The organism is Pantoea eucrina, assembly GCF_002095385.1.
GTDB classification, from domain to species: Bacteria; Pseudomonadota; Gammaproteobacteria; order Enterobacterales; family Enterobacteriaceae; genus Pantoea; species Pantoea eucrina.
Genome location: NZ_MIPP01000015.1, coordinates 53407 through 79140, shown reverse-complemented (window position 1 = coordinate 79140; position 25734 = coordinate 53407). Strand labels below are relative to the sequence as shown.

Sequence of the window (25734 nt, the reverse complement as noted above, 5' to 3'; positions counted from 1 at the left end):
GTGGCAGCAGCCAGCCGCACCGGCAGCCGAACCAGCCGTAGAGTGGCAGCAGCCAGCTGCACCGGCAGCAGAGCCTGCCGCAGCACCGGCCGTACCGGCGCAGGATAGTCTGTTTCACCCTTTCCTGGTGCGTCATGAACGACCGCTGGAAAAACCTTCCACGCCGCTTCCGGTACTTGAGCTGCTGACGGCTCCTCCGGAAGAAGAAGAGCCGGTGGATATGTTTGCTCTGGAACAGACGGCGCGCCTGGTAGAAGCGCGTCTGGCTGACTACCGGGTAAAAGCGGAAGTGGTAGGGATCTCTCCGGGTCCGGTGATCACCCGCTTTGAGCTCGATCTGGCGCCGGGCGTTAAAGCGGCGAGGATCTCAAACCTTTCCCGCGATCTGGCGCGTTCACTGTCAGCCGTGGCAGTGCGTGTGGTAGAGGTGATCCCCGGTAAACCTTACGTTGGACTTGAGCTGCCGAACAAACATCGTCAGACGGTCTATCTGCGTGAAGTGCTGGATTGCGATAAGTTCCGCGATAATCCTTCTCCTTTGTCAGTGGTGCTGGGTAAAGATATCTCCGGACAGCCTGTTGTCGCCGATCTGGCAAAAATGCCACACCTGCTGGTTGCCGGTACTACCGGTTCCGGTAAGTCGGTTGGCGTTAACACCATGATCATCAGTATGCTCTATAAAGCGACCCCGGAAGAGGTGCGCTTTATCATGATCGACCCGAAAATGCTTGAGCTGTCAGTTTATGAAGGGATCCCGCACCTGCTTACCGAGGTGGTCACCGACATGAAAGACGCTGCTAACGCACTGCGCTGGAGCGTGGTGGAGATGGAGCGTCGCTACAAACTGATGTCTGCGCTGGGCGTACGTAACCTCGCCGGTTATAACGAAAAAATTGAGCAGGCTGCGGCGATGGGCCGTCCGATTCCCGATCCGTTCTGGAAGCCGGGTGACAGCATGGACATGACGCCGCCCGTACTCGAGAAGCTGCCCTATATCGTTGTGCTGGTGGATGAGTTTGCCGACCTGATGATGGCGGTGGGTAAAAAGGTAGAAGAGCTGATAGCGCGTCTGGCGCAGAAAGCGCGTGCTGCCGGTATTCACCTGGTGCTGGCAACCCAGCGTCCGTCGGTTGACGTGATTACCGGTCTGATTAAAGCCAACATTCCTACGCGTATCGCTTTTACGGTATCAAGTAAGATTGACTCGCGTACCATCCTCGATCAGGGCGGCGCAGAATCGCTGCTGGGAATGGGTGATATGCTCTATATGCCACCTAACTCCTCAATGCCGGTACGCGTCCATGGCGCATTCGTGCGCGATCAGGAAGTTCATGCTGTCGTGCAGGACTGGAAAGCGCGCGGACGCCCGCAGTATATCGACAGCATCACCGCGGGCGAGGAGAGCGAAGGCGGCGCAGGCGGGATGGATGGTGATGAAGAGCTCGATCCGCTATTCGATCAGGCCGTCTCCTTTGTGGTTGAGAAACGTCGCGCCTCTATCTCTGGTGTACAGCGTCAGTTCCGTATCGGCTATAACCGTGCGGCACGTATCATTGAGCAGATGGAAGCGCAGGGGATTGTTTCTGAGCCGGGCCATAACGGTAACCGCGAGGTGCTTTCGCCGCCGCCACATGAAATGTAACGCCGGCTGACAGCACAACTTTCCTGATGGGCCAGTTAACAACTGGCCCATTGTTTATCTGTTGCGCAATCCCCATATCTTTGGGACCTTTCGGCTTTTTCTTCTGTCGAAGAGACAATACGGCAACTACGTTTAATAGCAGTGAGTATCAGGAACAGTGAATAAGGAATCGAATCAGATGAAATTACGCGTTATTGCCTGTGGCCTGCTGGCCGGTTTTGTTTCAGCATCAGCGCTGGCGGATGCCTCCGGCGACCTGCAGCAGCGCCTGAACAAAGTAAACAGTTTCCATGCCAGCTTTAGCCAGAAAGTCACCGACGGCAGCGGTGCCAATGTGCAGGATGGTGAAGGCGAGCTGTGGGTTAAGCGTCCCAGCCTGTTTAACTGGCACATGACGGCGCCGGATGAGAGCGTTATTGTCTCCGACGGTAAAAACCTGTGGTTCTACAATCCGTTTGTTGAACAGGCCAGCGTGAGCCTGCTGCAGAATGCCACCAGCAATACGCCATTTATGCTTATTGCCCGCAATCAGCCCAGCGACTGGAAGCAGTACAACATCAAACAGCAGGGTGACAGCTTTGAGCTGACGCCAAAAAACAGCGACGGCAACCTGAAACAGTTCACCATCAACGTATCGTCATCGGGCACTATCAATCAGTTCAGCGCGGTTGAGCAGGATGGCCAGCGCAGCAGCTACCAGCTGAAGAGCCAGAAAAATGGTGCTATCAGTCCCGATAAATTTACCTTTACGCCACCAAAAGGGGTAACGGTAGACGACCAGCGTCAGTGAGGTTGAGTTGAGTAATCTCTCTCTGGATTTTGCCCCTTCAAATGCGTTTAAACCGCTGGCCGCCAGAATGCGGCCTACGACGCTTCAGGAGTATATCGGCCAGCAGCATCTGCTGGCCCCTGGCAAACCGCTGCCGCGGGCGATTGAAGCCGGGCAGCTGCACTCGATGATTCTGTGGGGACCGCCGGGCACCGGCAAGACCACGCTGGCAGAGATCATCGCGCACTACGGTAATGCTGATGTGGAACGCATCTCAGCGGTCACGTCAGGCGTAAAAGATATTCGTGAGGCGATTGAGCGCGCCCGGCAAAACCGCCACGCCGGCCGCCGCACTATCCTGTTTGTGGATGAGGTCCATCGCTTCAATAAAAGCCAGCAGGATGCCTTTCTGCCACATATCGAAGATGGCACCATCACATTTATCGGTGCTACCACGGAAAACCCTTCGTTTGAACTCAACTCTGCGCTGCTGTCGCGTGCGCGCGTCTATCTGCTCAAATCACTGACGACAGAGGAGATTGAGCAGGTGCTGACGCAGGCGATGGAAGACAGCACTCGCGGCTATGGTGACAGTGATATCGTGCTGCCTGATGCCACGCGCCGGATGATTGCCGAACTGGTAAGCGGTGACGCGCGCCGTGCGCTGAATACGCTGGAAATGATGGCAGATATGGCAGATGTCAGCGCGCAGGGCAAGCGGGAGCTGACGCCGCAGCTGCTGACCGAAGTGGCTGGCGAGCGTGCGGCGCGCTTTGATAACCAGGGCGATCGCTTTTACGATCTCATCTCGGCGCTGCACAAATCGGTGCGCGGCTCTGCGCCCGACGCGGCGCTCTACTGGTACGCCCGGATTATTACCGCCGGCGGGGATCCGCTCTATGTCGCACGGCGTCTGCTGGCTATCGCCTCGGAAGATGTCGGAAATGCCGATCCGCGCGCCATGCAGGTAGCCATTTCAGCCTGGGACTGCTTTACGCGCGTCGGGCCGGCAGAAGGCGAGCGTGCGATTGCACAGGCGATTGTCTATCTGGCATGTGCGCCGAAAAGCAACGCAGTGTACACGGCTTTCAAAGCGGCGCTGCGCGATGCGCGCGAGCATCCTGATTACGATGTGCCGGATCATCTGCGTAATGCGCCGACAAAGCTGATGAAAGAGATGGGGCTGGGTAAAAGCTATCGCTACGCGCATGATGAACCCAACGCCTATGCGGCCGGCGAAGTCTTTTTCCCGCCGGAAATGCGCGATGTCCGCTATTACCATCCTGTGCCGCGCGGACTGGAAGGAAAGATCGGTGAAAAACTCGCCTGGCTGGCTGAGCAGGATGAAAATAGCCCGATAAAACGCTACCGCTGATAAACGCGTTACGGTAAGGTGAGTAAGGAATTCATTGCATTCCAGTGGGATGCAACCCCTCATTTTTCAATCAACCTTTTATTACACAGGATAAGCATGCTCGATCCCAATCTGCTGCGTAACGAGCCAGACGCAGTCGCAGAAAAACTGGCACGCCGGGGATTTAAACTGGATGTGGATACGCTGCGCTCCTTAGAAGAGCGCCGCAAAGTACTGCAGGTCGAAACCGAAAATCTGCAGGCTGAGCGTAATGCCCGATCCAAATCCATCGGCCAGGCAAAAGCCCGTGGGGAAGATATCGAGCCGCTGCGTCAGGAAGTGAATACGCTGGGTGAACGTCTGGATGCGGCAAAAGCGGAACTGGATGTGCTGCAAAATGAGATCCGCGATTTTGCGCTGGCGCTGCCCAATCTGCCAGCTGATGACGTTCCTCTGGGTAAAGATGACAGTGAGAATCTGGAAATCAGCCGCTGGGGTGAGCCGCGCCAGTTTGATTTCCCGGTAAAAGATCACGTAGAGCTGGGTGAATCTGTTAAAGGGCTGGATTTTGCCGCCGCTGTTAAACTGACCGGCTCTCGCTTTATCGTCATGCAGGGCCAGATTGCGCGTCTGCATCGCGCTCTGAGCCAGTTTATGATCGATCTGCACACGCAGGAACATGGCTACCTGGAAACCTATGTGCCGTATCTGGTTAACCACGATACGCTGTATGGCACCGGGCAGCTGCCAAAATTTGGCGAAGATCTGTTTCACACCAAACCGCTGGGTGAAGAAGCGGGCAGCAGCAACTATGCGCTGATCCCTACCGCGGAAGTGCCGCTGACCAACCTGGTGCGTGATGAAATCGTTGAAGAAGAGAGTTTGCCGATCAGGCTGACCGCGCACACGCCCTGTTTCCGCTCTGAAGCGGGTTCATACGGCCGCGACACGCGCGGGCTGATCCGTATGCACCAGTTTGATAAAGTGGAAATGGTGCAGATCGTGGCGCCAGAAACCTCTATGGATGCGCTGGAAGCGCTGACCGGTCATGCGGAGAAAGTGCTGCAGCTGCTTAATCTGCCATACCGTAAAGTGCTGCTCTGCACCGGCGATATGGGCTTTGGCGCGGTTAAAACCTACGATCTCGAAGTCTGGCTGCCGGCGCAGGATACCTATCGTGAAATCTCTTCCTGCTCCAACATGTGGGATTTCCAGGCGCGTCGTATGCAGGCACGCTGCCGCAGCAAGAGCGATAAAAAGCCGCGTCTGCTGCACACGCTGAACGGATCGGGTCTGGCGGTGGGGCGTACGCTGGTCGCGGTTCTGGAAAACTATCAGCAGGCAGATGGCCGCATTGCCGTACCGGACGTACTGCGTCCTTATATGGGCGGTCTGGAGTATATCGGCTGATTGTCCGCTAATTAAAAGAACCCGGCTCTGGCCGGGTTTTTTTATGGGCGATGCCGTGCGCAGCAATCCGATTTTGCGGCAAAGCTATCACAAATAAACGTTATCGAAGAGAAGCAGCGGTTAAGCGCTAAAAATCTGTAAATTCATAGCGATAGATTTTAATTCCGCTCTGGCGATGATGCTTCTAACCTCCTGAAGATAAAAAAATAAATTGTTCAGCAGCAAATTGTGCGGTGCTGTTTTTCTGTTCGTTGACTTTCCATTTTCCAGTGGCAAACTGCGCGCAATTCTCGCTTCTTTCCATTGGTTTTATCCTTATGCTTACCTGGTCGCGCCCCGTCCTGCTGCTGCTCTGCGGCTTAATGCTGATGACGGTTTCTATCGCTGTGCTTAATACGCTGGTGCCGCTCTGGCTTGCCCATGAGCAGCTGCCTACCTGGCAGGTAGGGATGGCGAGTTCCGCCTATTACACCGGTAATCTGGCAGGCACGCTGCTGGCTGGCTGGCTGATTGCGCGCTACGGCTTTAATCGCTGCTTCTATTTCGCCAGCGTGCTGTTTGCCCTGGCGACAATGGGAATGGTGCTGCTGGAGGGCTTCTCCAGCTGGACGCTGCTGCGCTTCAGCGCCGGCGTGGGCTGCGCGCTGATCTGGGTAGTGGTTGAAAGCGCTCTGCTCTGCAGCGGTACGGTGCGTAACCGCGGTCAGCTGCTGGCTGCCTATATGATTGTCTATTATCTCGGTACGGTAGCCGGGCAGCTGCTGGTCAGCAGCGTGTCCACTGAACTGCTGCACGTGATCCCCTGGGTCACGGCACTGATTGTCTGCGCTATGCTGCCACTGCTTTTTGTGCAGGTGAGCACGGCCGGAGAGAGCGAAGAGGCGTCCACTACGCGTATCTGGAGCATGCTGCGCCGCCGCAGTTCACGTCTGGGCATCAATGGCTGCATCATCTCCGGCATTGTGCTGGGCTCGCTCTATGGACTGATGCCGCTCTATCTGTCGCATCGCGGTATGAGTGACGCCTCAGTAGGCTACTGGATGGCGCTGCTGGTGAGTTCCGGTATTATCGGGCAGTGGCCCGTCGGACGTCTGGCCGATCGCTTTGGCCGCCTGATGGTCCTGCGCGTGCAGGTGTTTGTCGTGATCCTCGGCGCCGTGGCGATGCTGGGCGATACGGCGATGGCGCCGGCGCTGTTTGTGCTGGGGCTGGCAGGCTTTACGCTCTATCCGGTTGCCATGTCATGGGCCTGTGAAACCGTTGCGCACCATGAGCTGGTGGCGATGAATCAGGCGCTGCTGTTCAGCTATACCGTGGGCAGCCTGGTGGGGCCGGCAATGACTTCAATGCTGATGCAGCGTTACTCTGACCAGCTGCTGTTTGTGATGATTGCTGCGGTGGCACTGGTCTATCTGGTCATGCTGCTGCGCAAAGCCGATCATCATGCGACGCCGGTGGCGCACGCCTGACAGGTGTAAATATCAGAGAGCAGGTCGCGCGCGCGGGTTTTAGTACATCACGCTGTGCCCGTAGCCTGCCAGAATCGCTTTAATCCGCTCCATCGTCTCTCTGGCTGGTGGCCTGACGCCAGCCAGCTGGTACGTTTCCCCCATAGCTTCCCATTTATGCTTGCCCAGCTCGTGATAGGGAAGCAGCTCTATTTTTTCCACATTCTGCATGTCAGCGGTAAACCTGCCGAGGCGGTGTGCAGAGTCGTCATCATCTGAATAGCCCGGCACAACCACGTAGCGGATCCAGGTGCGTTTGTTTTTCTTCTGCAGGTAGCGGGCAAAATCGAGCGTGCGGTGATTGGAAACGCCGACCAGAATTTCATGGATCTCATCGTTAATCTGTTTCAGATCGAGCATCACTAAGTCGGTGACCTCCAGCAGCTCATCGATTACCGGATCGTAGCGCCGCACAAAGCCGTTGGTATCAAGGCAGGTGTGAATGCCCGCCTGCTTACAGGCGCGGAACCAGTCGCGCACAAATTCAGCCTGCAGGATCGCTTCTCCGCCGGAGGCGGTCACACCACCGCCTGACGCGTTCATATAATGGCGACAGGCGATCACATCCCGCATCAGCTCTTCAACCGTCGCTGTTTTACCCGCGTGAGTATCCCAGGTATCGCGATTATGGCAGTAGAGGCAGCGCATCAGGCAGCCCTGAAAAAAGGTGATAAAACGGATGCCAGGACCGTCAACGGTCCCGCAGGATTCAATAGAGTGAATGCGACCGACAGCAGACATAGCGATGGTTCTCCGGTTTGGCCTGTTTCAGGCAGCACAATCTCTGTTGTGCTCAGCAGGGAAGTCCGTTTTGCCAGCGTTCCCGCGTCAGCACGCTGGCAAAACGGACTCTGAAGCAGGGCTCCTGTCAGGGAGCCCTGTTTATCATCAGAGTGAGGCAGTGAAGGTCCGGGTGATCACATCCTGCTGCTGCTCCCGGGTCAGCGAGTTAAACCGTACCGCATAACCTGAAACGCGTATGGTGAGCTGCGGATAATTTTCCGGATGCGCCATTGCGTCCAGCAGCATATCGCGATTCATGACGTTAACATTCAGATGCTGACCGCCTTCCAGCGCCGCTTCATGATGGAAATAGCCATCCATCAGGCCCGCCAGGTTTGATTTTCGTACCTCATCATTTTTGCCGAGCGCGTTGGGCACGATAGAGAAGGTGTAGGAGATACCATCTTTTGCATAGGCAAACGGCAGTTTAGCCACCGAGGTCAGCGAGGCCACGGCACCTTTTTGATCGCGTCCGTGCATCGGGTTAGCCCCCGGACCAAACGGCGCACCGGCGCGGCGGCCATCCGGGGTATTACCGGTTTTTTTACCGTATACCACATTTGAGGTAATGGTCAGCACGGACTGGGTCGGCGCGGCATTGCGATAGGTCTGCAGCCGCTGAATTTTCTTCATAAACCGCTCTACCAGGTCGCAGGCCAGATCGTCTACGCGCGGGTCGTTATTGCCAAATTGCGGATAGTCGCCCTCAATCTCAAAGTCCGTGGCCAGCCCATCCGCATCACGCACCGGTTTTACCCGTGCATATTTGATGGCGGAGAGGGAGTCTGCTGCCACCGATAACCCGGCAATACCACACGCCATGGTGCGATAAACGTCGCGATCGTGCAGCGCCATCAGCGCAGCTTCATAGCTGTATTTATCATGCATGAAGTGGATAATGTTCAGCGCGGTGACATACTGCTTCGCCAGCCAGTCCATAAAGTGATCCATACGCGCCATGACTGTGTCAAAGTCGAGTACTTCATCAGTAATCGGCGCTTCTTTCGGTCCGACCTGCATTTTGAGTTTTTCATCAACCCCGCCATTGATAGCGTACAGCAGCGTTTTAGCCAGGTTGGCGCGTGCGCCAAAGAACTGCATCTGCTTGCCGACAATCATTGGGCTGACGCAGCAGGCGATAGCGTAGTCGTCATTATCAAAGTCAGGACGCATCAGATCGTCATTTTCATACTGCAGCGACGAGGTATCGATGGAAACTTTAGCCGCATATTTCTTAAAGTTGAGCGGCAGCTTCTCGGACCAGAGAATGGTCATGTTGGGTTCAGGGGAGGGACCCATGGTGTACAGCGTATTCAGGAAGCGGAACGTATTTTTGGTCACCAGGGTGCGCCCGTTAACGCCCATACCGGCGAGTGATTCGGTCGCCCAGATAGGGTCGCCTGAGAAGAGCTCATCATATTCCGGCGTGCGCAGGAAACGCACCATGCGCAGCTTCATGACCAGATGGTCAATCAGCTCCTGCGCCTGCTCTTCGGTGAGCCTGCCAGCCTGCATATCACGTTCAATATAGATATCGAGGAAAGTAGACACGCGGCCAAACGACATGGCGGCACCGTTTTGCGATTTTACTGCCGCCAGATAACCAAAGTAGGTCCACTGTACCGCTTCCTGTGCGGTGGTAGCCGGCAGCGAGATATCACAACCATATTTTGCCGCCATCGCTTTGATCTGGCCCAGCGCGCGATGCTGTTCAGCGATCTCCTCGCGCAGGCGAATAGTGGCTTCCAGATCCACGCCGTTTTCCATATCGTGCTGCAGCGATGTGAACTGCGCCACTTTGTCCTGCATCAGATAGTCAATGCCGTAGAGCGCAACGCGACGGTAATCGCCGATGATACGACCACGGCCGTAGGCGTCAGGCAGGCCGGTCAGGACGCCTGATTTACGGCAGCGCAGAATATCGGGTGTATAGACATCAAATACCCCCTGGTTATGGGTTTTACGGTAATCCGTAAAGATTTTTTTCAGCGCCGGATCGAGTTCGCGACCGTAGACCTTACAAGAGCCTTCCACCATTTTGATGCCGCCAAAGGGAATAATGGCGCGTTTCAGCGGTGCTTCAGTCTGCAGCCCAACGATGGTTTCCAGAGATTTATCGATATAACCTGCGTCGTGCGAGGTAATGGTTGAAGCCAGATCGGTATCAAAGTCCACCGGTGCATGCGTGCGGTTTTCAATTTTGATCCCTTCCAGCACGCGGTTCCACAGTGCCGTTGTGGCGGGGGTGGCACCCGCGAGAAATGCTTCATCGCCTTCATACGGCGTATAGTTCAGCTGGATAAAGTCGCGTACGTTGACGCGGGTTTTCCACTCGCCGGCCTTAAATCCTTTCCAGGCTGCTGCCATTTTTTCATTCAGTTCGGACATGATATACCTGCCTTATGTAAGGAGACTTTCTTGCCGGACGCATCGCTGCCCCCGGCCGCAATCACGCTGCCGGCGCGGAGCCGCGCAGATAAATAACCCAGTAAGTCAATCCAACCAGCACACCACCGCCAAGAATATTGCCGAGCGTAACCGGGATCAGATTGTTGAAAACGAAGTCGCTGAGATTGAGTGCCGGAAACTGAGCGGCATTGGCGCCGGTGATCTGCCAGAATTCCGGTGCGGCAAAATCGCGGATCAGGATGGCCATCGGGATCAGAAACATGTTGGCGATGCTGTGCTCGAAGCCGCTGCCAACAAACATCGCCACCGGCAGAATCATGGCAATCATCTTGTCAGTCAGGCTGCGGCCGGAATAGCTCATCCAGACGGCCAGGCAGACCAGCAGATTGGCCAGCGTACCCAGCGCAACGGCCTGTATAAAACTGTGATGCATCTTGTGATCGGCGGTTTGCAGCAGATTAAGACCCCAGGCACCCCCGGCAACCATATGCTCACCCGCCAGCCAGATCAGCATGACGAAAAAGAGCGCGCCGCACAGATTACCGATGTAGACATTGAGCCAGTGACGGGCCAGCTGCAGCCAGCTGATACGCCCGCTGGCTTTAGCCACGACGATGAGCACCGTTGAGGTAAAAAGATCGGCCCCGCATACCACTACCAGCATCAGACCCAGTGAAAAGCAGATGCCCCCGATCAGCCTGGCTATGCCCCAGGGCAGCGGCGCGCTGCCGGTGGTTGCAGTGATATAGAACACAAATGCGATTGAGATAAAGACGCCGGCGGTAATGGCCAGGAAAAAGGTTGTCAGGGGATGTTTAGTCGCTTTATAGACACCCGCTTCTTCAGCAACTTTAGCCATTGCCGCAGGCAGTAAAGCATTAAAGGGGTTGTCAGCTTTCACGCTTACGCTCTCCGTAACAGGTCTGAGGAGATGCTAACAAAGCGGGTGAGCAGCGGAATTGATATGGATCATCTTTGAGCGGAAGAGGAGAAGGAATGCAGCGTTAAAATCACTTAAGCTAATGAATATATTATAAAAAAATAATTTTAAACTTTACATTATTATTTTAATCAGCATTTCATACGGTTAAAAAAACCGGTATGTCCGTTTGGCCATACCGGTTTCAGATGAGTCAGCAAACCACGCTGGCGCGGCGGTTATGCAGCGGACCAGTAGCGACGTTTTGCCGCCTGCAGTTTTTCATAGGCGGCCAGCAGCGCCTGATGGGCAGGCAGCGCATGGAGATCTTCATCAATGGCCTGCAGACCATAAAACGGCGCTTCACCGCTCAGCGCAGCGGATGCGGCATCAACTGCCGCCTGACCATACATCCGGACAAACGCACGATGATACTGCACCGGTTCACGCTCGTCTTCCATGGCCAGCAGCAGCAGCGTCTGCAGGCAGCGGTAGTAATTAGCACGCTCCGCGCTGAAAATAGACTGGTTGAACTCCATGGTCCACTCCGTCCAGATCAGCGCCTGATCGAGATCGCCTCCCGCCAGCGCCAGCATCGCTTTTAGCTCGCCAATACGCAGCGTGTACCAGCCATTATCTTTACCGGTGGCAAGGCCCAGCAGCTCACGCACGCGGGTAAAGTCGTCATGACCCTCTTCATCCAGCTGTTCAATGAGTGCCAGATACTCCTCAGGCTGCCACTCACTGGCCGGCAGCGCCAGCAGGGTTTCGCGCAGTGAAGCGCCCATGTTGTTATTCGCCAGCAGCAGATCTTCAGCCGGATAGATATCAGACATGCCCGGTACGATAATGCGGCAGGCATACACGTCCAGATGTTCGTAATCTGCGATATAGACTTCTTTATCTTCCGCAGCGAAGATCGCCATCAGCGTAGCGAACTCCTCCTGAGTGGTACCGGCAAAGCTCCAGTCCACAAACGGATAGTCTGCCTCATCTTTAAACATATCCCAGGAGATCAGGCCGCTGGAATCGATAAAGTGCGTCTCCAGGTTGGCATGTTCAGCCACTTCTTCATCGTCAAAAGTCGGTGGCGTGAAGACATCGAGATCCTTGAGACCCCGACCCTGCAGAAGTTCGGTAACGGTACGCTCCAGCGCCACGCCAAAGTCAGGATGGGCACCAAATGAGGCGAAGCAGGTGCCATTGGCCGGATTGAACAGCACCACGCAGATAACCGGATAGTTGCCACCCAGAGAGGCGTCATAAGCGAAGATAGGAAAGCCTTCTGCTTCCAGGCGTCCGATAGCTTCAATGACATCAGGATAACGCTGCATCACCTCAGCCGGAATTTCCGGCAGGCTGATAGATTCAGCGATAATACGGTTTTTAATATGACGCTCAAAAACCTCAGACAGCCCCTGTACGCGCGCTTCATTAGCGGTATTGCCTGCGGACATGCCGTTGGAGACATAGAGGTTGCCGATAATGTTCATCGGGATATAAACAGTCTGCTGATCGGACTGGCGCGTAAACGGCAGGCCGCAAATGCCGCGCTCTGTATTACCGGACTGCAGATCGATTAAATCAGCGGCGCTCAGGCTGTCGTCCGGATCGTAGAACTTACGCAGGCGCGCATCAAGAATGCCTTCAGGCAGGCTTTCATCAGCCGGCAGAGGAAACCACTTCTCATTGGGATAGTGAACAAAATCGCCATTCGCGATGGATTTGCCCAGCCAGAAGTCTGCGAAAAAGTAGTTGGTTGAGAGACGCTCAAAATATTCACCCAGCGCGGAAGCCAGCGCCGCTTTTTTACTCGCGCCCTTGCCATTGGTAAAGCAGAGCGGGCAATCGCGATCGCGAATATGTACGGACCAGACGTGCGGAACCGGATTCAGCCATGAAGCCTCTTCAATATTAAAACCCAGATCCTGCAGCTTCTGCTGGAAACGGGCGATGGAGTCTTCCAGCGCAGCATCTTTTCCTGGAATAAACGTTTGCGTCATAGTGGCGCTCTCTCAAGTCGATAAGGTGGGCGTAAAGCGCGCAATAATACGGGTTTTACCGCAGTGGCGCTATCATCGCCGGCATTTTCTCTCTGCATGACGCCGGTACGGACAGCAGCGGGCCGCTGCCGCGCAGGCCTGGTGCAGCCCGCCTCACAATATCCCGCAGTGCGTTACATTTGTAATATAAGCTGCGGCGGAGCGGGCGCCAGAAATGTGATCGCGGCCGGATAAATGATTGCAGCCGCCCGGAGGCAATGATAAAACCGGGGGAGAGATTCATAACCGTTCAAGCTGAGAGTGGTGAGGGGACATGACGCAGGTTTACAATTTTAGCTCCGGCCCGGCAATGCTGCCGGTGGAAGTACTTCGTCGCGCAGAGCAGGAGCTGACCAACTGGCATGGTTTAGGTACGTCAGTGATGGAGATTAGCCACCGCAGTAAAGAGTTTATGGCCGTGGCGGAAGCGGCGGAACAGGATTTTCGCGATCTGCTTAAAATCCCGGCCAACTACAAAGTTTTATTCTGTCACGGTGGCGCCCGCGCGCAGTTTGCGGCTGTCCCGGGTAACCTGCTGGGTGAAGCGACCACTGCTGATTATATCGATGGCGGCTACTGGGCACACAGTGCAATTAAAGAAGCAGAAAAATATTGCACGCCAAACGCGATCGACATCAAAACCACGCTGGACGGCAAGCGCGCGCTGCTGCCGATGCGCGACTGGCAGCTGAGCGACAGTGCTGCTTACGTGCATTTCTGCCCTAACGAAACCATTGATGGTCTGGCGATTGATGAAGAGCCCGATTTTGGCGACAAAATTGTGGTTGCCGATCTCTCTTCTACCATTCTTTCCCGGCCGATCGATGTCAGCCGCTATGGCGTAATTTATGCCGGTGCGCAGAAAAATATTGGTCCGGCAGGACTGACGCTGGTGGTGGTACGTGAGGATCTACTGGGCAAAGCACAGCGCCATGTTCCTTCCATTCTTGACTACAGCGTGCTGGCAGAAAACGACTCAATGTTTAACACGCCGCCCACCTTCGCCTGGTATCTTTCTGGTCTGGTCTTTAAATGGCTGAAGGAGCAGGGCGGTATTGGTGAGATGGATAAGCTGAATCAGGCAAAGGCTGAACTGCTCTATGGCACCATTGATAACAGCAGTTTTTATCGTAATGAGGTTGCCAGCGCAAACCGCTCGCGTATGAATGTGCCGTTCCAGCTGGCGGATGCCTCACTTGATGCACTGTTCCTGGAAGAGTCGCTGAAAGCAGGCCTGCATGCGCTGAAGGGCCATCGTGTCGTAGGCGGTATGCGCGCGTCTATCTACAATGCCATGCCGCTGGAAGGCGTTAAGGCGCTGACTGAATTTATGACAGAGTTCGAGCGTCGCCACGGCTAATCTGTGTTTCACGCCAGCTTGTCTGGTATCAGGCCCCGTCACCAGACGGGGTTTCGTATTTTTGGAGATTTCGTTTCACATGCAGGACTCCCTCACTCTTCAACCGATTGCCCGCATCGACGGCACGGTCAACCTGCCGGGTTCAAAAAGCGTTTCAAACCGTGCACTGCTGCTGGCCGCGCTGGCTAACGGCACAACGCGTCTGACTAACCTGCTGGATAGCGATGATGTAAAGCACATGCTTACTGCGCTGCAGGCGCTGGGCGTCAGCTACACGCTTTCTCCTGACCGCACCGTATGCGAAGTCACAGGCAACGGTGGCGCCCTTCATGCGCAACAGCCGCTGGAGCTGTTTCTCGGCAACGCGGGTACCGCTATGCGTCCACTGGCTGCTGCACTCTGCCTGGGCGATCACGACGTGGTATTAACCGGTGAGCCGCGCATGAAAGAGCGTCCTATCGGTCACCTGGTCGATGCGCTACGTCAGGGCGGTGCCAGAATTGATTATCTGGAACAGAGTGATTACCCACCGCTGCGCCTGAACGGTGGATTCAGTGGCGGCGACGTCAGCGTAGACGGCAGCGTCTCCAGCCAGTTCCTGACTGCGCTGCTGATGACGGCACCGCTGGCGCAGCAGGATACCTGTATCACGATCAAAGGCGAGCTGGTCTCTAAACCGTATATTGATATCACGCTGCATCTGATGCGCTGCTTTGGCGTAGAGGTTGAAAACCAGAATTATCAGCGCTTTATTGTGAAAGGCCAGCAGCAGTACCAGTCACCGGGCGATTATCTGGTGGAGGGTGACGCCTCTTCAGCCTCCTATTTTCTCGCCGCAGCAGCCATTCGTGGCGGCACCGTTCGGGTTACCGGCATTGGCCGCAACAGCGTACAGGGCGATATTCGCTTTGCTGACGTGCTGGAAAGCATGGGTGCGGTTATCGAGTGGGGGGATGACTACATCGCCTGTACGCGTGGCGAACTGAACGCCATCGACATGGATATGAACCACATTCCGGATGCTGCGATGACTATCGCGACGACGGCGCTGTTTGCGCAGGGCACAACGCTGATGCGTAATATTTACAACTGGCGCGTGAAAGAAACCGATCGGCTGGCGGCGATGGCAACTGAGCTGCGTAAAGTGGGTGCAGAAGTCGAAGAGGGCCACGATTTTATCCGGATTACACCACCTGCGCAGCTCCGGCATGCGGATATCGGCACCTATAACGATCACCGTATGGCGATGTGCTTCTCGCTGGTCGCGCTGTCCGATACGCCGGTAACAATTCTCGATCCCGGCTGCACGGCCAAAACGTTTCCGGACTATTTCCAGCAGCTGGCAAAAGTCAGCCACGCCTCCTGATAGCCCGATCCGGCGCGCTGGCGCCGGATCGCTTTGTACTCCGCTGGTCTTTCTGCACAGAAATTCATCTGAAAAAGCGCAAACTGTCACCGCTGTCGGTGTGCGGGGGTAACTAACCGGCCGCAGGCAGCGTATACTACTGCGCAATTCAGATAGTCTAAGAGACTGTTAATAAGCAGGCTGTAACAGGAGAGAACAATGACGGTAATCGCCCCGGTAATTACTATCGATGGCCCAAGCGGCGCAGGCAAAGGGACATTATGCAAAGCGATGGCGGAGTCATTGCAGTGGCACCTGCTCGATTCTGGCGCGATCTACCGCGTGCTGGCGCTCGCCGCGCTGCATCACCAGGTAGATATTGAATCTGAAGAGGCGCTGGTACCTATTGCCGCTCATCTTGACGTGCGTTTTCTTTCGGCTGACGGCGAGATGCAGGTGGTGCTGGAAGGTGAGGATGTGACCAGCGCGATCCGCACGCAGGAGGTAAGCAACACCGCCTCACGCGTTGCAGCCTTTCCGCGCGTGCGCGAAGCGCTGCTGCGTCGCCAGCGCGCTTTCCGTGAAGAACCTGGCCTGATTGCCGACGGGCGTGATATGGGCACGGTGGTATTCCCCGATGCGCCAGTGAAGATTTTCCTTGATGCCAGCCCGGAAGAACGTGCTCAGCGACGTATGCTGCAGTTGCAGAAAAGCGGCATTGATGTTAACTTTGAGCGCCTTTTATCCGAGATAAAGGAACGCGACGACCGCGATCGTAATCGCGCTATCGCCCCTTTAGTGCCTGCCGCTGATGCTCTGGTGCTGGATTCAACCAGCATGTCGATTGAGCAGGTGATTGAGCAGGCGCTTGATTACGCCCGGCAGAAACTGGGTGTATAATCTTTCGGTGACAGAATTGCTGTAACCCTGTACCACGGAACCGGTGCAGGGCATGTGAAACAACCCCATCCGACAGTGACGTCAGGTGGACGTTAAATTGAAGAATCCTAAGATTATCAATATGACTGAATCTTTTGCTCAACTCTTTGAAGAGTCCCTGAAAGAAATCGAAACCCGTCCGGGTTCCATTGTTCGTGGCGTTGTTGTCTCTATCGACAAAGACGTCGTGCTGGTTGATGCGGGTCTGAAATCTGAATCTGCAATTCCTGCAGAGCAGTTCAAGAACGCAGCTGGCGAACTGGAAATCCAGGTGGGCGACGAAGTTGACGTTGCTCTGGACGCAGTAGAAGACGGCTTCGGTGAAACCCTGCTGTCCCGTGAGAAAGCTAAACGTCATGAAGCTTGGATCACGCTGGAAAAAGCTTACGAAGACGCTGAAACTGTTACCGGTGTTATCAACGGCAAAGTTAAAGGTGGCTTCACAGTTGAGCTGAACGGTATTCGTGCGTTCCTGCCAGGTTCACTGGTTGACGTGCGTCCGGTTCGCGATACTCTGCATCTGGAAGGCAAAGAGCTTGAATTCAAAGTAATCAAGCTTGATCAGAAACGTAACAACGTCGTGGTTTCACGTCGTGCCGTTATCGAATCTGAAAACAGCGCTGAGCGCGATCAGCTGCTGGAAAACCTGCAGGAAGGCATGGAAGTCAAAGGTATCGTTAAGAACCTCACTGACTACGGCGCATTCGTTGACCTGGGCGGCGTTGACGGCCTGCTGCACATCACCGACATGGCATGGAAACGCGTTAAGCATCCAAGCGAAATTGTCAACGTGGGCGACGAAATCACTGTTAAAGTGCTGAAGTTCGACCGCGAGCGTACCCGCGTATCTCTGGGCCTGAAACAGCTGGGCGAAGATCCATGGGTTGCTATCGCTAAGCGCTATCCGGAAGGCACCCGCCTGACCGGTCGTGTAACCAACCTGACTGATTACGGCTGCTTCGTAGAAATCGAAGAGGGCGTTGAAGGTCTGGTACACGTTTCTGAAATGGACTGGACCAACAAGAACATTCACCCATCTAAAGTTGTTAACGTGGGCGATGTTGTTGAAGTTATGGTTCTGGACATCGACGAAGAGCGTCGTCGTATCTCCCTGGGTCTGAAGCAGTGCAAATCTAACCCATGGCAGCAGTTCGCAGAGACCCACAACAAAGGCGATCGCGTTGAAGGTAAAATCAAGTCAATCACTGACTTCGGTATCTTCATCGGCCTGGACGGTGGCATCGACGGTCTGGTTCACCTGTCTGACATCTCCTGGAACGCAACCGGCGAAGAAGCCGTACGCGAGTACAAGAAAGGCGACGAAATCGCTGCCGTTGTACTGCAGGTTGATGCAGAGCGCGAGCGCATCTCTCTGGGCGTGAAGCAGTTGGCTGAAGATCCATTCAACAACTACATCACCCTGAACAAGAAAGGCGCTATCGTGACGGGTAAAGTCACTGCAGTTGACGCGAAAGGTGCTACAGTAGAATTAGCTGATGGCGTAGAGGGTTACCTGCGCGCTTCTGAAGCTTCACTGGATCGCATCGAAGACGCGACTCAGGTTCTGAGCGTAGGCGACGACGTTGAAGCTAAATTCACTGGCGTTGACCGTAAGAACCGCGTTGTGAGCCTGTCTGTACGTGCAAAAGACCAGGCTGACGAGAAAGAAGCTATCAACACTGTTAACACCAAACAGGATGAGAGCAACTTCTCTAACGCAATGGCTGAAGCGTTCAAAGCGGCTAAAGGCGAGTAATCGACCCGAAGCACCGGACGATAGTCATATCGTCCGGTTTCGGTAAAAGCTGTCATACCTTTCCAAACAGGGATTAACCGGAGGATTCATGACCAAGTCAGAACTGATTGAAAGACTTGCTGGCCAGCATACTCATATTCCGGCGAAAGTCGTTGAGGATGCGGTCAAAGAGATGCTCGAGCACATGGCCACTACGCTGGCACAGGGTGAGCGCATCGAAATCCGGGGATTCGGCAGCTTTTCTTTGCACTACCGCGCACCGCGCACTGGTCGTAACCCGAAAACGGGTGACAAAGTGGAACTGGAAGGTAAATACGTTCCCCACTTTAAACCAGGCAAAGAACTGCGTGACCGTGCAAATATCTACGGCTAAGCCGTTACCGAACCATAAAGCGACACCTCCGGGTGTCGTTTTTTTTTGCTGCCACTCTGTGATTTGCGAGCGCGATCCCGCTGCGCTGTAATGCCTATCACTGCACCTGAAAAAGTACCGGCGCGCTGACGCAAATCTATCTGACGTAAGCTTTTTTCTCTCACTGACTGCCGCACAATGGCGCTGTCTGACGGAGAGAAATATGCACATTACATGGACCACCGGCGCAGGGATTGCCATTCTTGCCACCCTGCCTCTGCTGCTGCTGCCGCAGATCCCATCCGGCACCACGCTGGCCGTACTGACTCTCATCGCTATTTTTTTACTGCATCGGTCACACAAAGCTGCCGTACTGGCAGGGATAACGCTGCTGGTGGCGTGCTGGGCACAGGGTGAAGCGCGCAGCCTGCTGAATGCGATGGAGCTGCTCACCCGACGGCCGGTCGACGCCATGGTCAGCGTCAGCGCGGTCGACACCCGGCAAAACCTGCTGCTGGTCAGGCTGATCCGCGTTGACGAGCGGCTGCAGTTTCCGCCGCTGTTTGTACAAATCAGTAATGTGAATAACACAGAAAACTGGTGCGCAGGGCAGCGCTGGCACATGCGGCTGCGGCTGCGGGCAGTACATGGTCGCCTGAATGAAGGCGGATACGATCTGCAGCGCGTGCGGGTTGCAAATCATATGCCGCTGCAGGGGCGTATCATGCATCAGCAGCAGATGTCAGAACGCTGCAGCCTGCGGGCAACCCTGGTGGCTCGCTATCAGGCCGCGCTCGCGGAGCTTAAGCAGCCGGCAATTCTGCAGGCGCTGGCTTTTGGCGATCGATCGCAGATGCTGGCGCCGCTGCGACAGCTTCTGCGCGATACCGGCACCGCGCACCTGATGGCCATTTCCGGAATGCATATTGCGCTGGCGGCCACTGGTGGCTGGCTGCTGGCGCGTGCGATACAGTTTGCGTTACCTGCCCGCTATATCAGCTGGCGATTTCCGCTGATCGTCAGCTGGCTGACCGCTGCTCTCTACTGCTGGATCGCCGGCAGCCATGCGCCCGCGCAGCGGGCCATGCTCGCGCTGACGCTCTGGAGCGCTATACGCGCAGCGGGCTGGCAGCTCAGCGCCTGGCAAATCTGGCTGCTGTGCGTGGGCACACTGCTTCTGTTTGATCCGCTGGCGGTCCTGTCGGAGAGCTTCTGGCTCTCGGCCCTGGCGGTAGCGATGCTGATTATCTGGTTCAGCTGGTTTGCCCTGCCATATCCTTATCGTACGCAACGTCGCTGGCTGCCGCTGCAGCTACTGCACCTGCAGCTCGGCATGATGATTCTGATGGCGCCGCTGCAGATCTTTCTGTTTCAGGGCATCAGCCTGACTGCGCTGCTGGCCAACCTGCTGGCGGTGCCGGTTATCTCATTTATTACGGTGCCGCTGCTGCTGCTGGCGCTGCTGGTGCCACTGCAACAGGCGGCACAGCCGCTGTGGTGGTTAGCCGATCGTTCAGTGGACTATCTGGTGCAGGCGCTCCAGTGGCTGCCCGCCGGCTGGCTGAGCCTGCATCAGACGCTGCCCGCTGTCATAGTAATCTGGGGCGGATTGCTGTTGTGGCGCAGCGGGCTGATTGCCCGTACGTCGGCCCGCTTCGCCAGCCTGCTGCTGGCACTGCTGCTGGGACGCACTGACGCGCAGCAGAGCGACTGGCAAATCGATTTTCTCGATATTGGTCATGGTCTGGCGGTTGCGATCACGCAGGGAAGGGAGGTGGTACTGTATGACACCGGGCCGGCGTGGCAGCAGGGCGATGCCGGCGAGCGCACTATTTTGCCCTGGCTGAACTACACCGGACGCACGCTGCAGGGCGTCATACTGAGTCACCGGCATCTCGATCACCGTGGCGGGCTGAACGCGCTGCTACGTGCCCGCCCGGCGCTGGCGATCCGCAGCGCGCTGGGAGAACCCGGCCATCTGCCTTGTGTGCGTGGCCAGCAGTGGCAGTGGGGGCGGCTGCGTTTTACCGCCCTGTGGCCGCCAGCACTGCCGGTAGCGGGGCACAATAATGATTCGTGCGTGGTGCGGGTGGATGATGGCCAGGTCAGTTTGCTGCTGACTGGCGATCTGGAGCAGGCGGGGGAACGCAAACTGGCAGCGCTGGAAAAGGGTCAGTTGCAGGCTACACTGCTTCAGGTGCCGCACCACGGCAGCCGGACCTCCTCTACGCCTCTGTTTCTCCGGCATATAGCGGGCGAAGCGGCGGTGGCTTCTGTGGCGCGCTATAACGCCTGGCGTATGCCCGCCCGCGCAGTGGTAAAGCGTTACCGCGAGCAGGGCTATCGCTGGGCAGATACCGCACGCTCGGGGCAGGTTCGCATTCGTATCAGCCAGGGCCGCTGGCAGATGCAGGGACTGCGCGAGCAAATAAAGCCGCGCTGGTATCATCAGTGGTTTGGCGTAAAAGATGATTCCAGGTAGAATGAGCGGCTATTTCAAACAGCGTGAATAAATAATGCATCAAGACAAAGATCTCTCAACCTGGCAGACATTCCGCCGGCTCTGGCCAATGATTGCGCCGCATAAGGCTGGCCTTATCGTCTCCGCCGTGGCACTGGTGCTGAATGCGGCAGGCGACACCCTAATGCTCTCCCTGTTGAAACCTTTACTGGATGATGGTTTCGGTAAAGCGGACAAATCTGTTCTGCTGTGGATGCCGCTGGCTGTCATGGGCCTGATGCTGATACGTGGCGTCACCAGCTATATCTCCAGCTACTGCATCTCCTGGGTGTCAGGTAATGTGGTGATGAATATGCGTCGTCGTCTGTTCGGACACATGATGGGAATGCCGGTGGCGTTCTTTGATCAGCAGTCTACCGGCACGCTACTGTCGCGTATTACCTATGACTCAGAACAGGTGGCCTCCTCCTCATCCAGTGCTCTGGTAACCGTGGTGCGCGAGGGCGCCTCGATCATCGGCCTGTTTATCATGATGTTCTACTACAGCTGGCAGCTCTCACTGATTTTGATCCTGCTGGCACCGCTGGTCTCGTTCGCTATCCGCACCGTTTCAAAGCGCTTCCGCAACATCAGCCGAAACATGCAGAACACCATGGGACAGGTCACCACCAGCGCAGAACAGATGCTGAAAGGGCACAAAGAAGTGCTGATTTTTGGCGGTCAGGAAGTGGAAGCGGAACGTTTCTCTCAGGTCAGCAATAAAATGCGTCAGCAGGGGATGAAGCTGGTTTCTGCCTCTTCCATCTCCGATCCGGTGATTCAGCTTATCGCCTCGCTGGCGCTGGCGTTTGTACTCTATGCCGCCAGCTTCCCCAGCGTGATGGAAACGCTGACCGCCGGTACCATTACCGTGGTCTTCTCTTCCATGATTGCCCTGATGCGTCCGCTGAAATCGCTGACTAACGTTAACGCCCAGTTTCAGCGCGGTATGGCAGCCTGCCAGACGCTGTTCTCCATCCTCGACAGTGAGCAGGAAGTGGATAACGGCACGCGCACGGTTGAACGCGCTAAAGGCGACGTTGAGTTTCGCAACGTGACCTTTACCTATCCGGGGCGTGAGATCCCGGCGTTGCGCGATATTAACCTGACGCTGCCGGCGGGTAAAACGGTTGCACTGGTCGGCCGCTCCGGCTCGGGCAAATCGACCATGGCCAGCCTGCTGACGCGCTTTTATGATATCGATTCCGGCGAAATTCTGCTGGATGGGCACGATCTGCGTGAATATACCCTGCGCTCATTGCGTAATCAGGTAGCGCTGGTATCGCAGAATGTGCATCTGTTTAATGACACCATCGCCAATAACATCGCTTATGCGCGTAACGGTGACTATAGCCGGGCACAGATTGAACAGGCCGCCACCATGGCGCACGCTATGGATTTCATTAACAAAATGGATAAAGGCCTGGATACGGTTATCGGTGAAAACGGCGTACTGCTCTCCGGTGGCCAGCGCCAGCGTATTGCGATTGCGCGCGCGCTGCTGCGCGACTGCCCGATTCTGATTCTGGATGAGGCGACATCTGCGCTGGATACGGAGTCAGAACGCGCCATTCAGTCGGCGCTGGATGAGCTGCAGAAAAACCGGACCTCGCTGGTGATCGCACACCGTCTCTCTACCATTGAAAAAGCAGATGAGATCGTGGTGGTCGAGGATGGCCGTATTGTTGAACGCGGTACGCATGAACTGCTGCTGGCGGAGAAAGGGGCTTATGCACAGCTGCATAAGTTACAGTTCGGTCAATGATTGAACGCATCTGGAGCGGGCGCTCGCCGCTGTGGCTGCTGCTGTGGCCGCTTAGCCTGCTGTATGGTGCTATCACCTGGCTGATTCGCCTGAGCTATCAGCGTGGCTGGCAGCAGAGCTGGCGGGCACCGTGTCCGGTGGTGGTGGTCGGTAACCTGACGGCAGGCGGTAACGGTAAGACGCCGGTAGTAATCTGGCTGACAGAAGCGCTGCAGGCGCGCGGGCTGCGTCCGGGCGTGGTGTCACGCGGCTACGGGGGGAAAGCGGCACACTATCCGCTGCTGGTAACCGGGGAAACCTCAACGGCCGAGGCAGGGGATGAACCCGTGCTGATTGCACAACGCACCGGCGTACCGGTTGCCGTGGCGCCCCGGCGCCGTCAGGCTATCGAAGCGCTGCTGGCGGCGCATTCGCTGGACATCATCATCACGGATGATGGCCTGCAGCATTATGCGCTGCAGCGCGATCGCGAAATTGTGGTGGTGGATGGCGTGCGCCGCTTTGGCAACGGCTGGTGGTTACCCGCCGGGCCTATGCGGGAGCGTGCGCACCGGCTGCAGCAGGTGGATGCAGTGATCGTTAATGGTGGCAATGCCACCAGTCCGGAAATTGCCATGACGCTGCAGCCGGGTCGGGCGGTTAACCTGCTATCGGGCGAAACCGCTGCGCTCAGTGCGCTGCCAGATATTGTGGCGATGGCCGGTATTGGCCATCCGCCGCGCTTTTTCACCACGCTGCAGCAGCAGGGCATTAAAACGGTAGCGGAAATCGCGTTTGCCGATCATCACGCTTACAGCGAGCCGGAGCTTGCCGGCCTGACGCTGAGCGGACAATGTCTGCTGATGACGGAGAAAGATGCGGTGAAGTGCCGTAAGTTTGCGCGCGACAACTGGTGGTATCTGCCGGTAGAGGCGCAGCTTTCCGGTGCGGCAGTGGCACCGCTGCTCGACGATATCACCCGACTGGCCCGCGGCGCGTAATAGAGTCTGGCAACCGCTATGGTATGCTGACTAACTGACCCCGATCCTGAAAGGAGAAAAGTATGGATCACCGTTTACTTGAGATTGTGGCCTGTCCGGTTTGTAACGGAAAACTCTACTTCAACAAGGCGCAGCAGGAGCTTATCTGCAAGCCTGACGGACTGGCATTCCCGGTCCGGGATGGCATTCCGGTGCTGCTGGAAACCGAGGCGCGAACGCTGACGGCTGAAGAGATCCATCCATGAGTTTTGTTGCTATCATTCCGGCGCGCTACGCTTCGACGCGTCTGCCGGGTAAACCGCTGGTCGATATCCACGGTAAGCCCATGGTCGTGCACGTCATGGAGCGTGCGCGGGAGTCGGGAGCCGATCGCGTAATCGTCGCAACCGATCACCCCGAAGTCGCTGCAGCAGTAACTGCGGCCGGCGGTGAAGTCTGTATGACGCGGGCCGATCATCAGTCCGGCACCGAGCGGCTGGCTGAAGTCATTGAAGCCTGCAACTTTGACGATGACACTATCATTGTCAACGTGCAGGGCGATGAGCCGATGATCCCGGCCGGTATCGTGCGTCAGGTGGCGGAGAATCTCGCCGCGGCAGAGGCTGGCATGGCCACGCTGGCGGTGCCGATCGCAGATGCCGATGAGGCGTTTAATCCGAACGCGGTTAAAGTGGTAACCGACCGGCAGGGCTACGCGCTCTATTTCTCGCGGGCCACCATTCCCTGGGATCGCGAGCGCTATGCGCAGTCGCGCGAGCAGGCGGGAGATACGCTGCTGAGGCATATCGGTATTTATGCCTACCGCGCCGGCTTTATTCGCCGCTATGTCGCCTGGCAACCCTGCGCGCTGGAGCAGATTGAGCTACTGGAGCAGCTGCGCGTGCTCTGGTATGGCGAAAAAATTCATGTGGCGGTTGCCACAACTATCCCGAGCGTGGGCGTGGATACACCAGAAGATCTGGCGCGCGTACGCGCGGCGATGCAGCGTTAACTCTCTTTGTCAGGCCAGCAGGCGCAACGCCGCTGGCTCTGTCTGACACTTTCTCTTTCTGACATCAGGGCGCAGCATCATCACGGCTGCCCGACTGACCGCGCAGGTGCTGCCAGATCTGTCCCAGCGTCTCATAGATAGCCCGTTCACTGTGGCTCAGCCAGAGTGGCGAGGGCAGCGCACGCTCCCAGCCGTTAAGCGGCGAGACGATCGCCATCTGATTTGCCGGCGCGGGGATCGGTGCCAGCCCGGCGTGGTGAAAAAAAGCCATCGCACGCGGCAGATGATTGGCGGAGGTGACCAGCAGAAATGCGCTATTGCCCGTCATCTGTTTTACCGCCTGCGCCTCTTCAGCGGTATCTTTCGGCGAATCAAGCGTAATGATGGCGCTAGGCGGTACGCCAAGGCTCATCGCGACGTCGGCGGCAACCGCTGCGTTGCTGCGCGGATTCTGGCCTGCCGCCGCACCGGTAAAAATCATTTTGGCCTGCGGGTTGCGTCGCCACTGCCTTACGCCCTCCGTCACGCGCGGCAGGCTGTTACCAATCAGGTTAGAGCCGGGCGCCCAGTCCGGGTTCCAGGTATAACCGCCGCCCAGCACCACAATCCAGGCCACCGGCGTTGTACCGTTCCACGTCGGGTAGCGGTTTTCCAGCGGCAGCAGCAGGCGGTCGGCCACCGGCTGCAGGCTCAGCAGCAGCAGCAGCAGCCAGCTGACGGAGAGTAAAACTTTGGCGCTTTTTTGCCAGCGCGTCAGCCAGAGCAGCAAAAGTCCGGCTGCCATCAGCAGTAACAGCAGCGGCAAAGGCAGAAGCAAGCCGCCAATGACTTTTTTTAAGGCAAATAACATCCTTTTTTACTCCTTTTGTCTGAAAAAACAGCAGCCAGACAGTTACTGCAGCGTGAAAGG

20 protein-coding genes are annotated in these 25734 nt (G+C 56.3%); 15 read left to right on the top strand and 5 right to left on the bottom strand.

The features are described 5' to 3' along the window. The 5 genes from HA43_RS08925 to HA43_RS08905 all read left to right on the top strand — a co-directional run. Positions 1-1642 (top strand): DNA translocase FtsK (locus HA43_RS08925; RefSeq protein WP_280173564.1); only part of this gene is annotated, 1642 nt, incomplete at its 5' end. A 178-nt stretch (positions 1643-1820) separates the two neighbouring features. Next, the gene (gene lolA, locus HA43_RS08920) at positions 1821-2432 is read left to right on the top strand and encodes an outer membrane lipoprotein periplasmic chaperone LolA (protein WP_039383538.1); all 612 of its coding nucleotides are present in this window, start codon (positions 1821-1823) and stop codon (positions 2430-2432) included. Positions 2433-2439: 7 nt separating this feature from the next. Beyond that, a complete protein-coding gene (locus HA43_RS08915) occupies positions 2440-3786 on the top strand; it encodes a replication-associated recombination protein A (RefSeq protein ID WP_094111487.1) in 1347 nt (448 codons plus the stop codon). Between the two features lie 96 nt (positions 3787-3882). Next, positions 3883-5175: a serine--tRNA ligase gene (serS, locus tag HA43_RS08910; protein WP_094111486.1), complete on the top strand. Its 1293-nt coding sequence runs from the start codon at positions 3883-3885 to the stop codon at positions 5173-5175. Positions 5176-5492: 317 nt separating this feature from the next. After that, the gene (locus tag HA43_RS08905) at positions 5493-6644 is read left to right on the top strand and encodes an MFS transporter (protein ID WP_039383545.1); all 1152 of its coding nucleotides are present in this window, start codon (positions 5493-5495) and stop codon (positions 6642-6644) included. A gap of 39 nt (positions 6645-6683) precedes the next feature. On the opposite strand, the gene pflA is transcribed toward HA43_RS08905, so the two are convergent. From pflA to ycaO, 4 genes are all read right to left on the bottom strand, one after another. After that, complete coding sequence (gene pflA, locus HA43_RS08900; protein ID WP_039383546.1) at positions 6684-7424, bottom strand: pyruvate formate lyase 1-activating protein; 741 nt, start codon at positions 7422-7424, stop codon at positions 6684-6686. A gap of 147 nt (positions 7425-7571) precedes the next feature. Further along, on the bottom strand, positions 7572-9854 hold the full coding sequence (gene pflB, locus HA43_RS08895) for a formate C-acetyltransferase (protein ID WP_094111485.1): 2283 nt from the start codon (positions 9852-9854) through the stop codon (positions 7572-7574). A gap of 61 nt (positions 9855-9915) precedes the next feature. After that, a complete protein-coding gene (gene focA / locus HA43_RS08890) occupies positions 9916-10776 on the bottom strand; it encodes a formate transporter FocA (protein ID WP_094111484.1) in 861 nt (286 codons plus the stop codon). A 257-nt stretch (positions 10777-11033) separates the two neighbouring features. After that, complete coding sequence (ycaO, locus tag HA43_RS08885) at positions 11034-12797, bottom strand: 30S ribosomal protein S12 methylthiotransferase accessory factor YcaO (RefSeq protein ID WP_094111483.1); 1764 nt, start codon at positions 12795-12797, stop codon at positions 11034-11036. A 313-nt stretch (positions 12798-13110) separates the two neighbouring features. Here ycaO and serC point away from each other — a divergent pair, with 313 nt between their 5' ends. From serC to kdsB, 10 genes are all read left to right on the top strand, one after another. Further along, complete coding sequence (gene serC, locus HA43_RS08875) at positions 13111-14196, top strand: 3-phosphoserine/phosphohydroxythreonine transaminase (RefSeq protein ID WP_039383552.1); 1086 nt, start codon at positions 13111-13113, stop codon at positions 14194-14196. A gap of 79 nt (positions 14197-14275) precedes the next feature. Further along, positions 14276-15562, top strand: coding sequence for a 3-phosphoshikimate 1-carboxyvinyltransferase (aroA, locus tag HA43_RS08870; RefSeq protein WP_094111481.1), 1287 nt, complete (start codon positions 14276-14278; stop codon positions 15560-15562). A gap of 198 nt (positions 15563-15760) precedes the next feature. Further along, positions 15761-16441, top strand: coding sequence for a (d)CMP kinase (gene cmk, locus HA43_RS08865; RefSeq protein ID WP_071668700.1), 681 nt, complete (start codon positions 15761-15763; stop codon positions 16439-16441). 121 nt (positions 16442-16562) lie between these two features. Then, complete coding sequence (gene rpsA / locus HA43_RS08860) at positions 16563-18236, top strand: 30S ribosomal protein S1 (RefSeq protein ID WP_052246478.1); 1674 nt, start codon at positions 16563-16565, stop codon at positions 18234-18236. Between the two features lie 88 nt (positions 18237-18324). Next, the gene (ihfB, locus tag HA43_RS08855) at positions 18325-18609 is read left to right on the top strand and encodes an integration host factor subunit beta (RefSeq protein WP_010618275.1); all 285 of its coding nucleotides are present in this window, start codon (positions 18325-18327) and stop codon (positions 18607-18609) included. Positions 18610-18811: 202 nt separating this feature from the next. Further along, positions 18812-21070, top strand: coding sequence for a DNA internalization-related competence protein ComEC/Rec2 (locus tag HA43_RS08850; protein WP_094111480.1), 2259 nt, complete (start codon positions 18812-18814; stop codon positions 21068-21070). Between the two features lie 34 nt (positions 21071-21104). Continuing rightward, a complete protein-coding gene (gene msbA / locus HA43_RS08845; RefSeq protein ID WP_039383565.1) occupies positions 21105-22853 on the top strand; it encodes a lipid A ABC transporter ATP-binding protein/permease MsbA in 1749 nt (582 codons plus the stop codon). Next, positions 22850-23833: a tetraacyldisaccharide 4'-kinase gene (gene lpxK / locus HA43_RS08840; RefSeq protein ID WP_039383567.1), complete on the top strand. Its 984-nt coding sequence runs from the start codon at positions 22850-22852 to the stop codon at positions 23831-23833. Before msbA ends, lpxK begins: the two co-directional genes overlap by 4 nt. 62 nt (positions 23834-23895) lie before the next feature. Beyond that, on the top strand, positions 23896-24078 hold the full coding sequence (locus tag HA43_RS08835; RefSeq protein ID WP_039383570.1) for a Trm112 family protein: 183 nt from the start codon (positions 23896-23898) through the stop codon (positions 24076-24078). Further along, positions 24075-24824: a 3-deoxy-manno-octulosonate cytidylyltransferase gene (kdsB, locus tag HA43_RS08830; protein ID WP_094111479.1), complete on the top strand. Its 750-nt coding sequence runs from the start codon at positions 24075-24077 to the stop codon at positions 24822-24824. Before HA43_RS08835 ends, kdsB begins: the two co-directional genes overlap by 4 nt. 64 nt (positions 24825-24888) lie before the next feature. Here kdsB and elyC read toward each other — a convergent pair whose 3' ends face one another. Then, positions 24889-25674 carry an envelope biogenesis factor ElyC gene (elyC, locus tag HA43_RS08825; protein WP_094111478.1) on the bottom strand — a complete coding sequence of 262 codons (786 nt, stop codon included), beginning with the start codon at positions 25672-25674 and terminating at the stop codon, positions 24889-24891. Positions 25675-25734 lie beyond the last annotated feature (60 nt).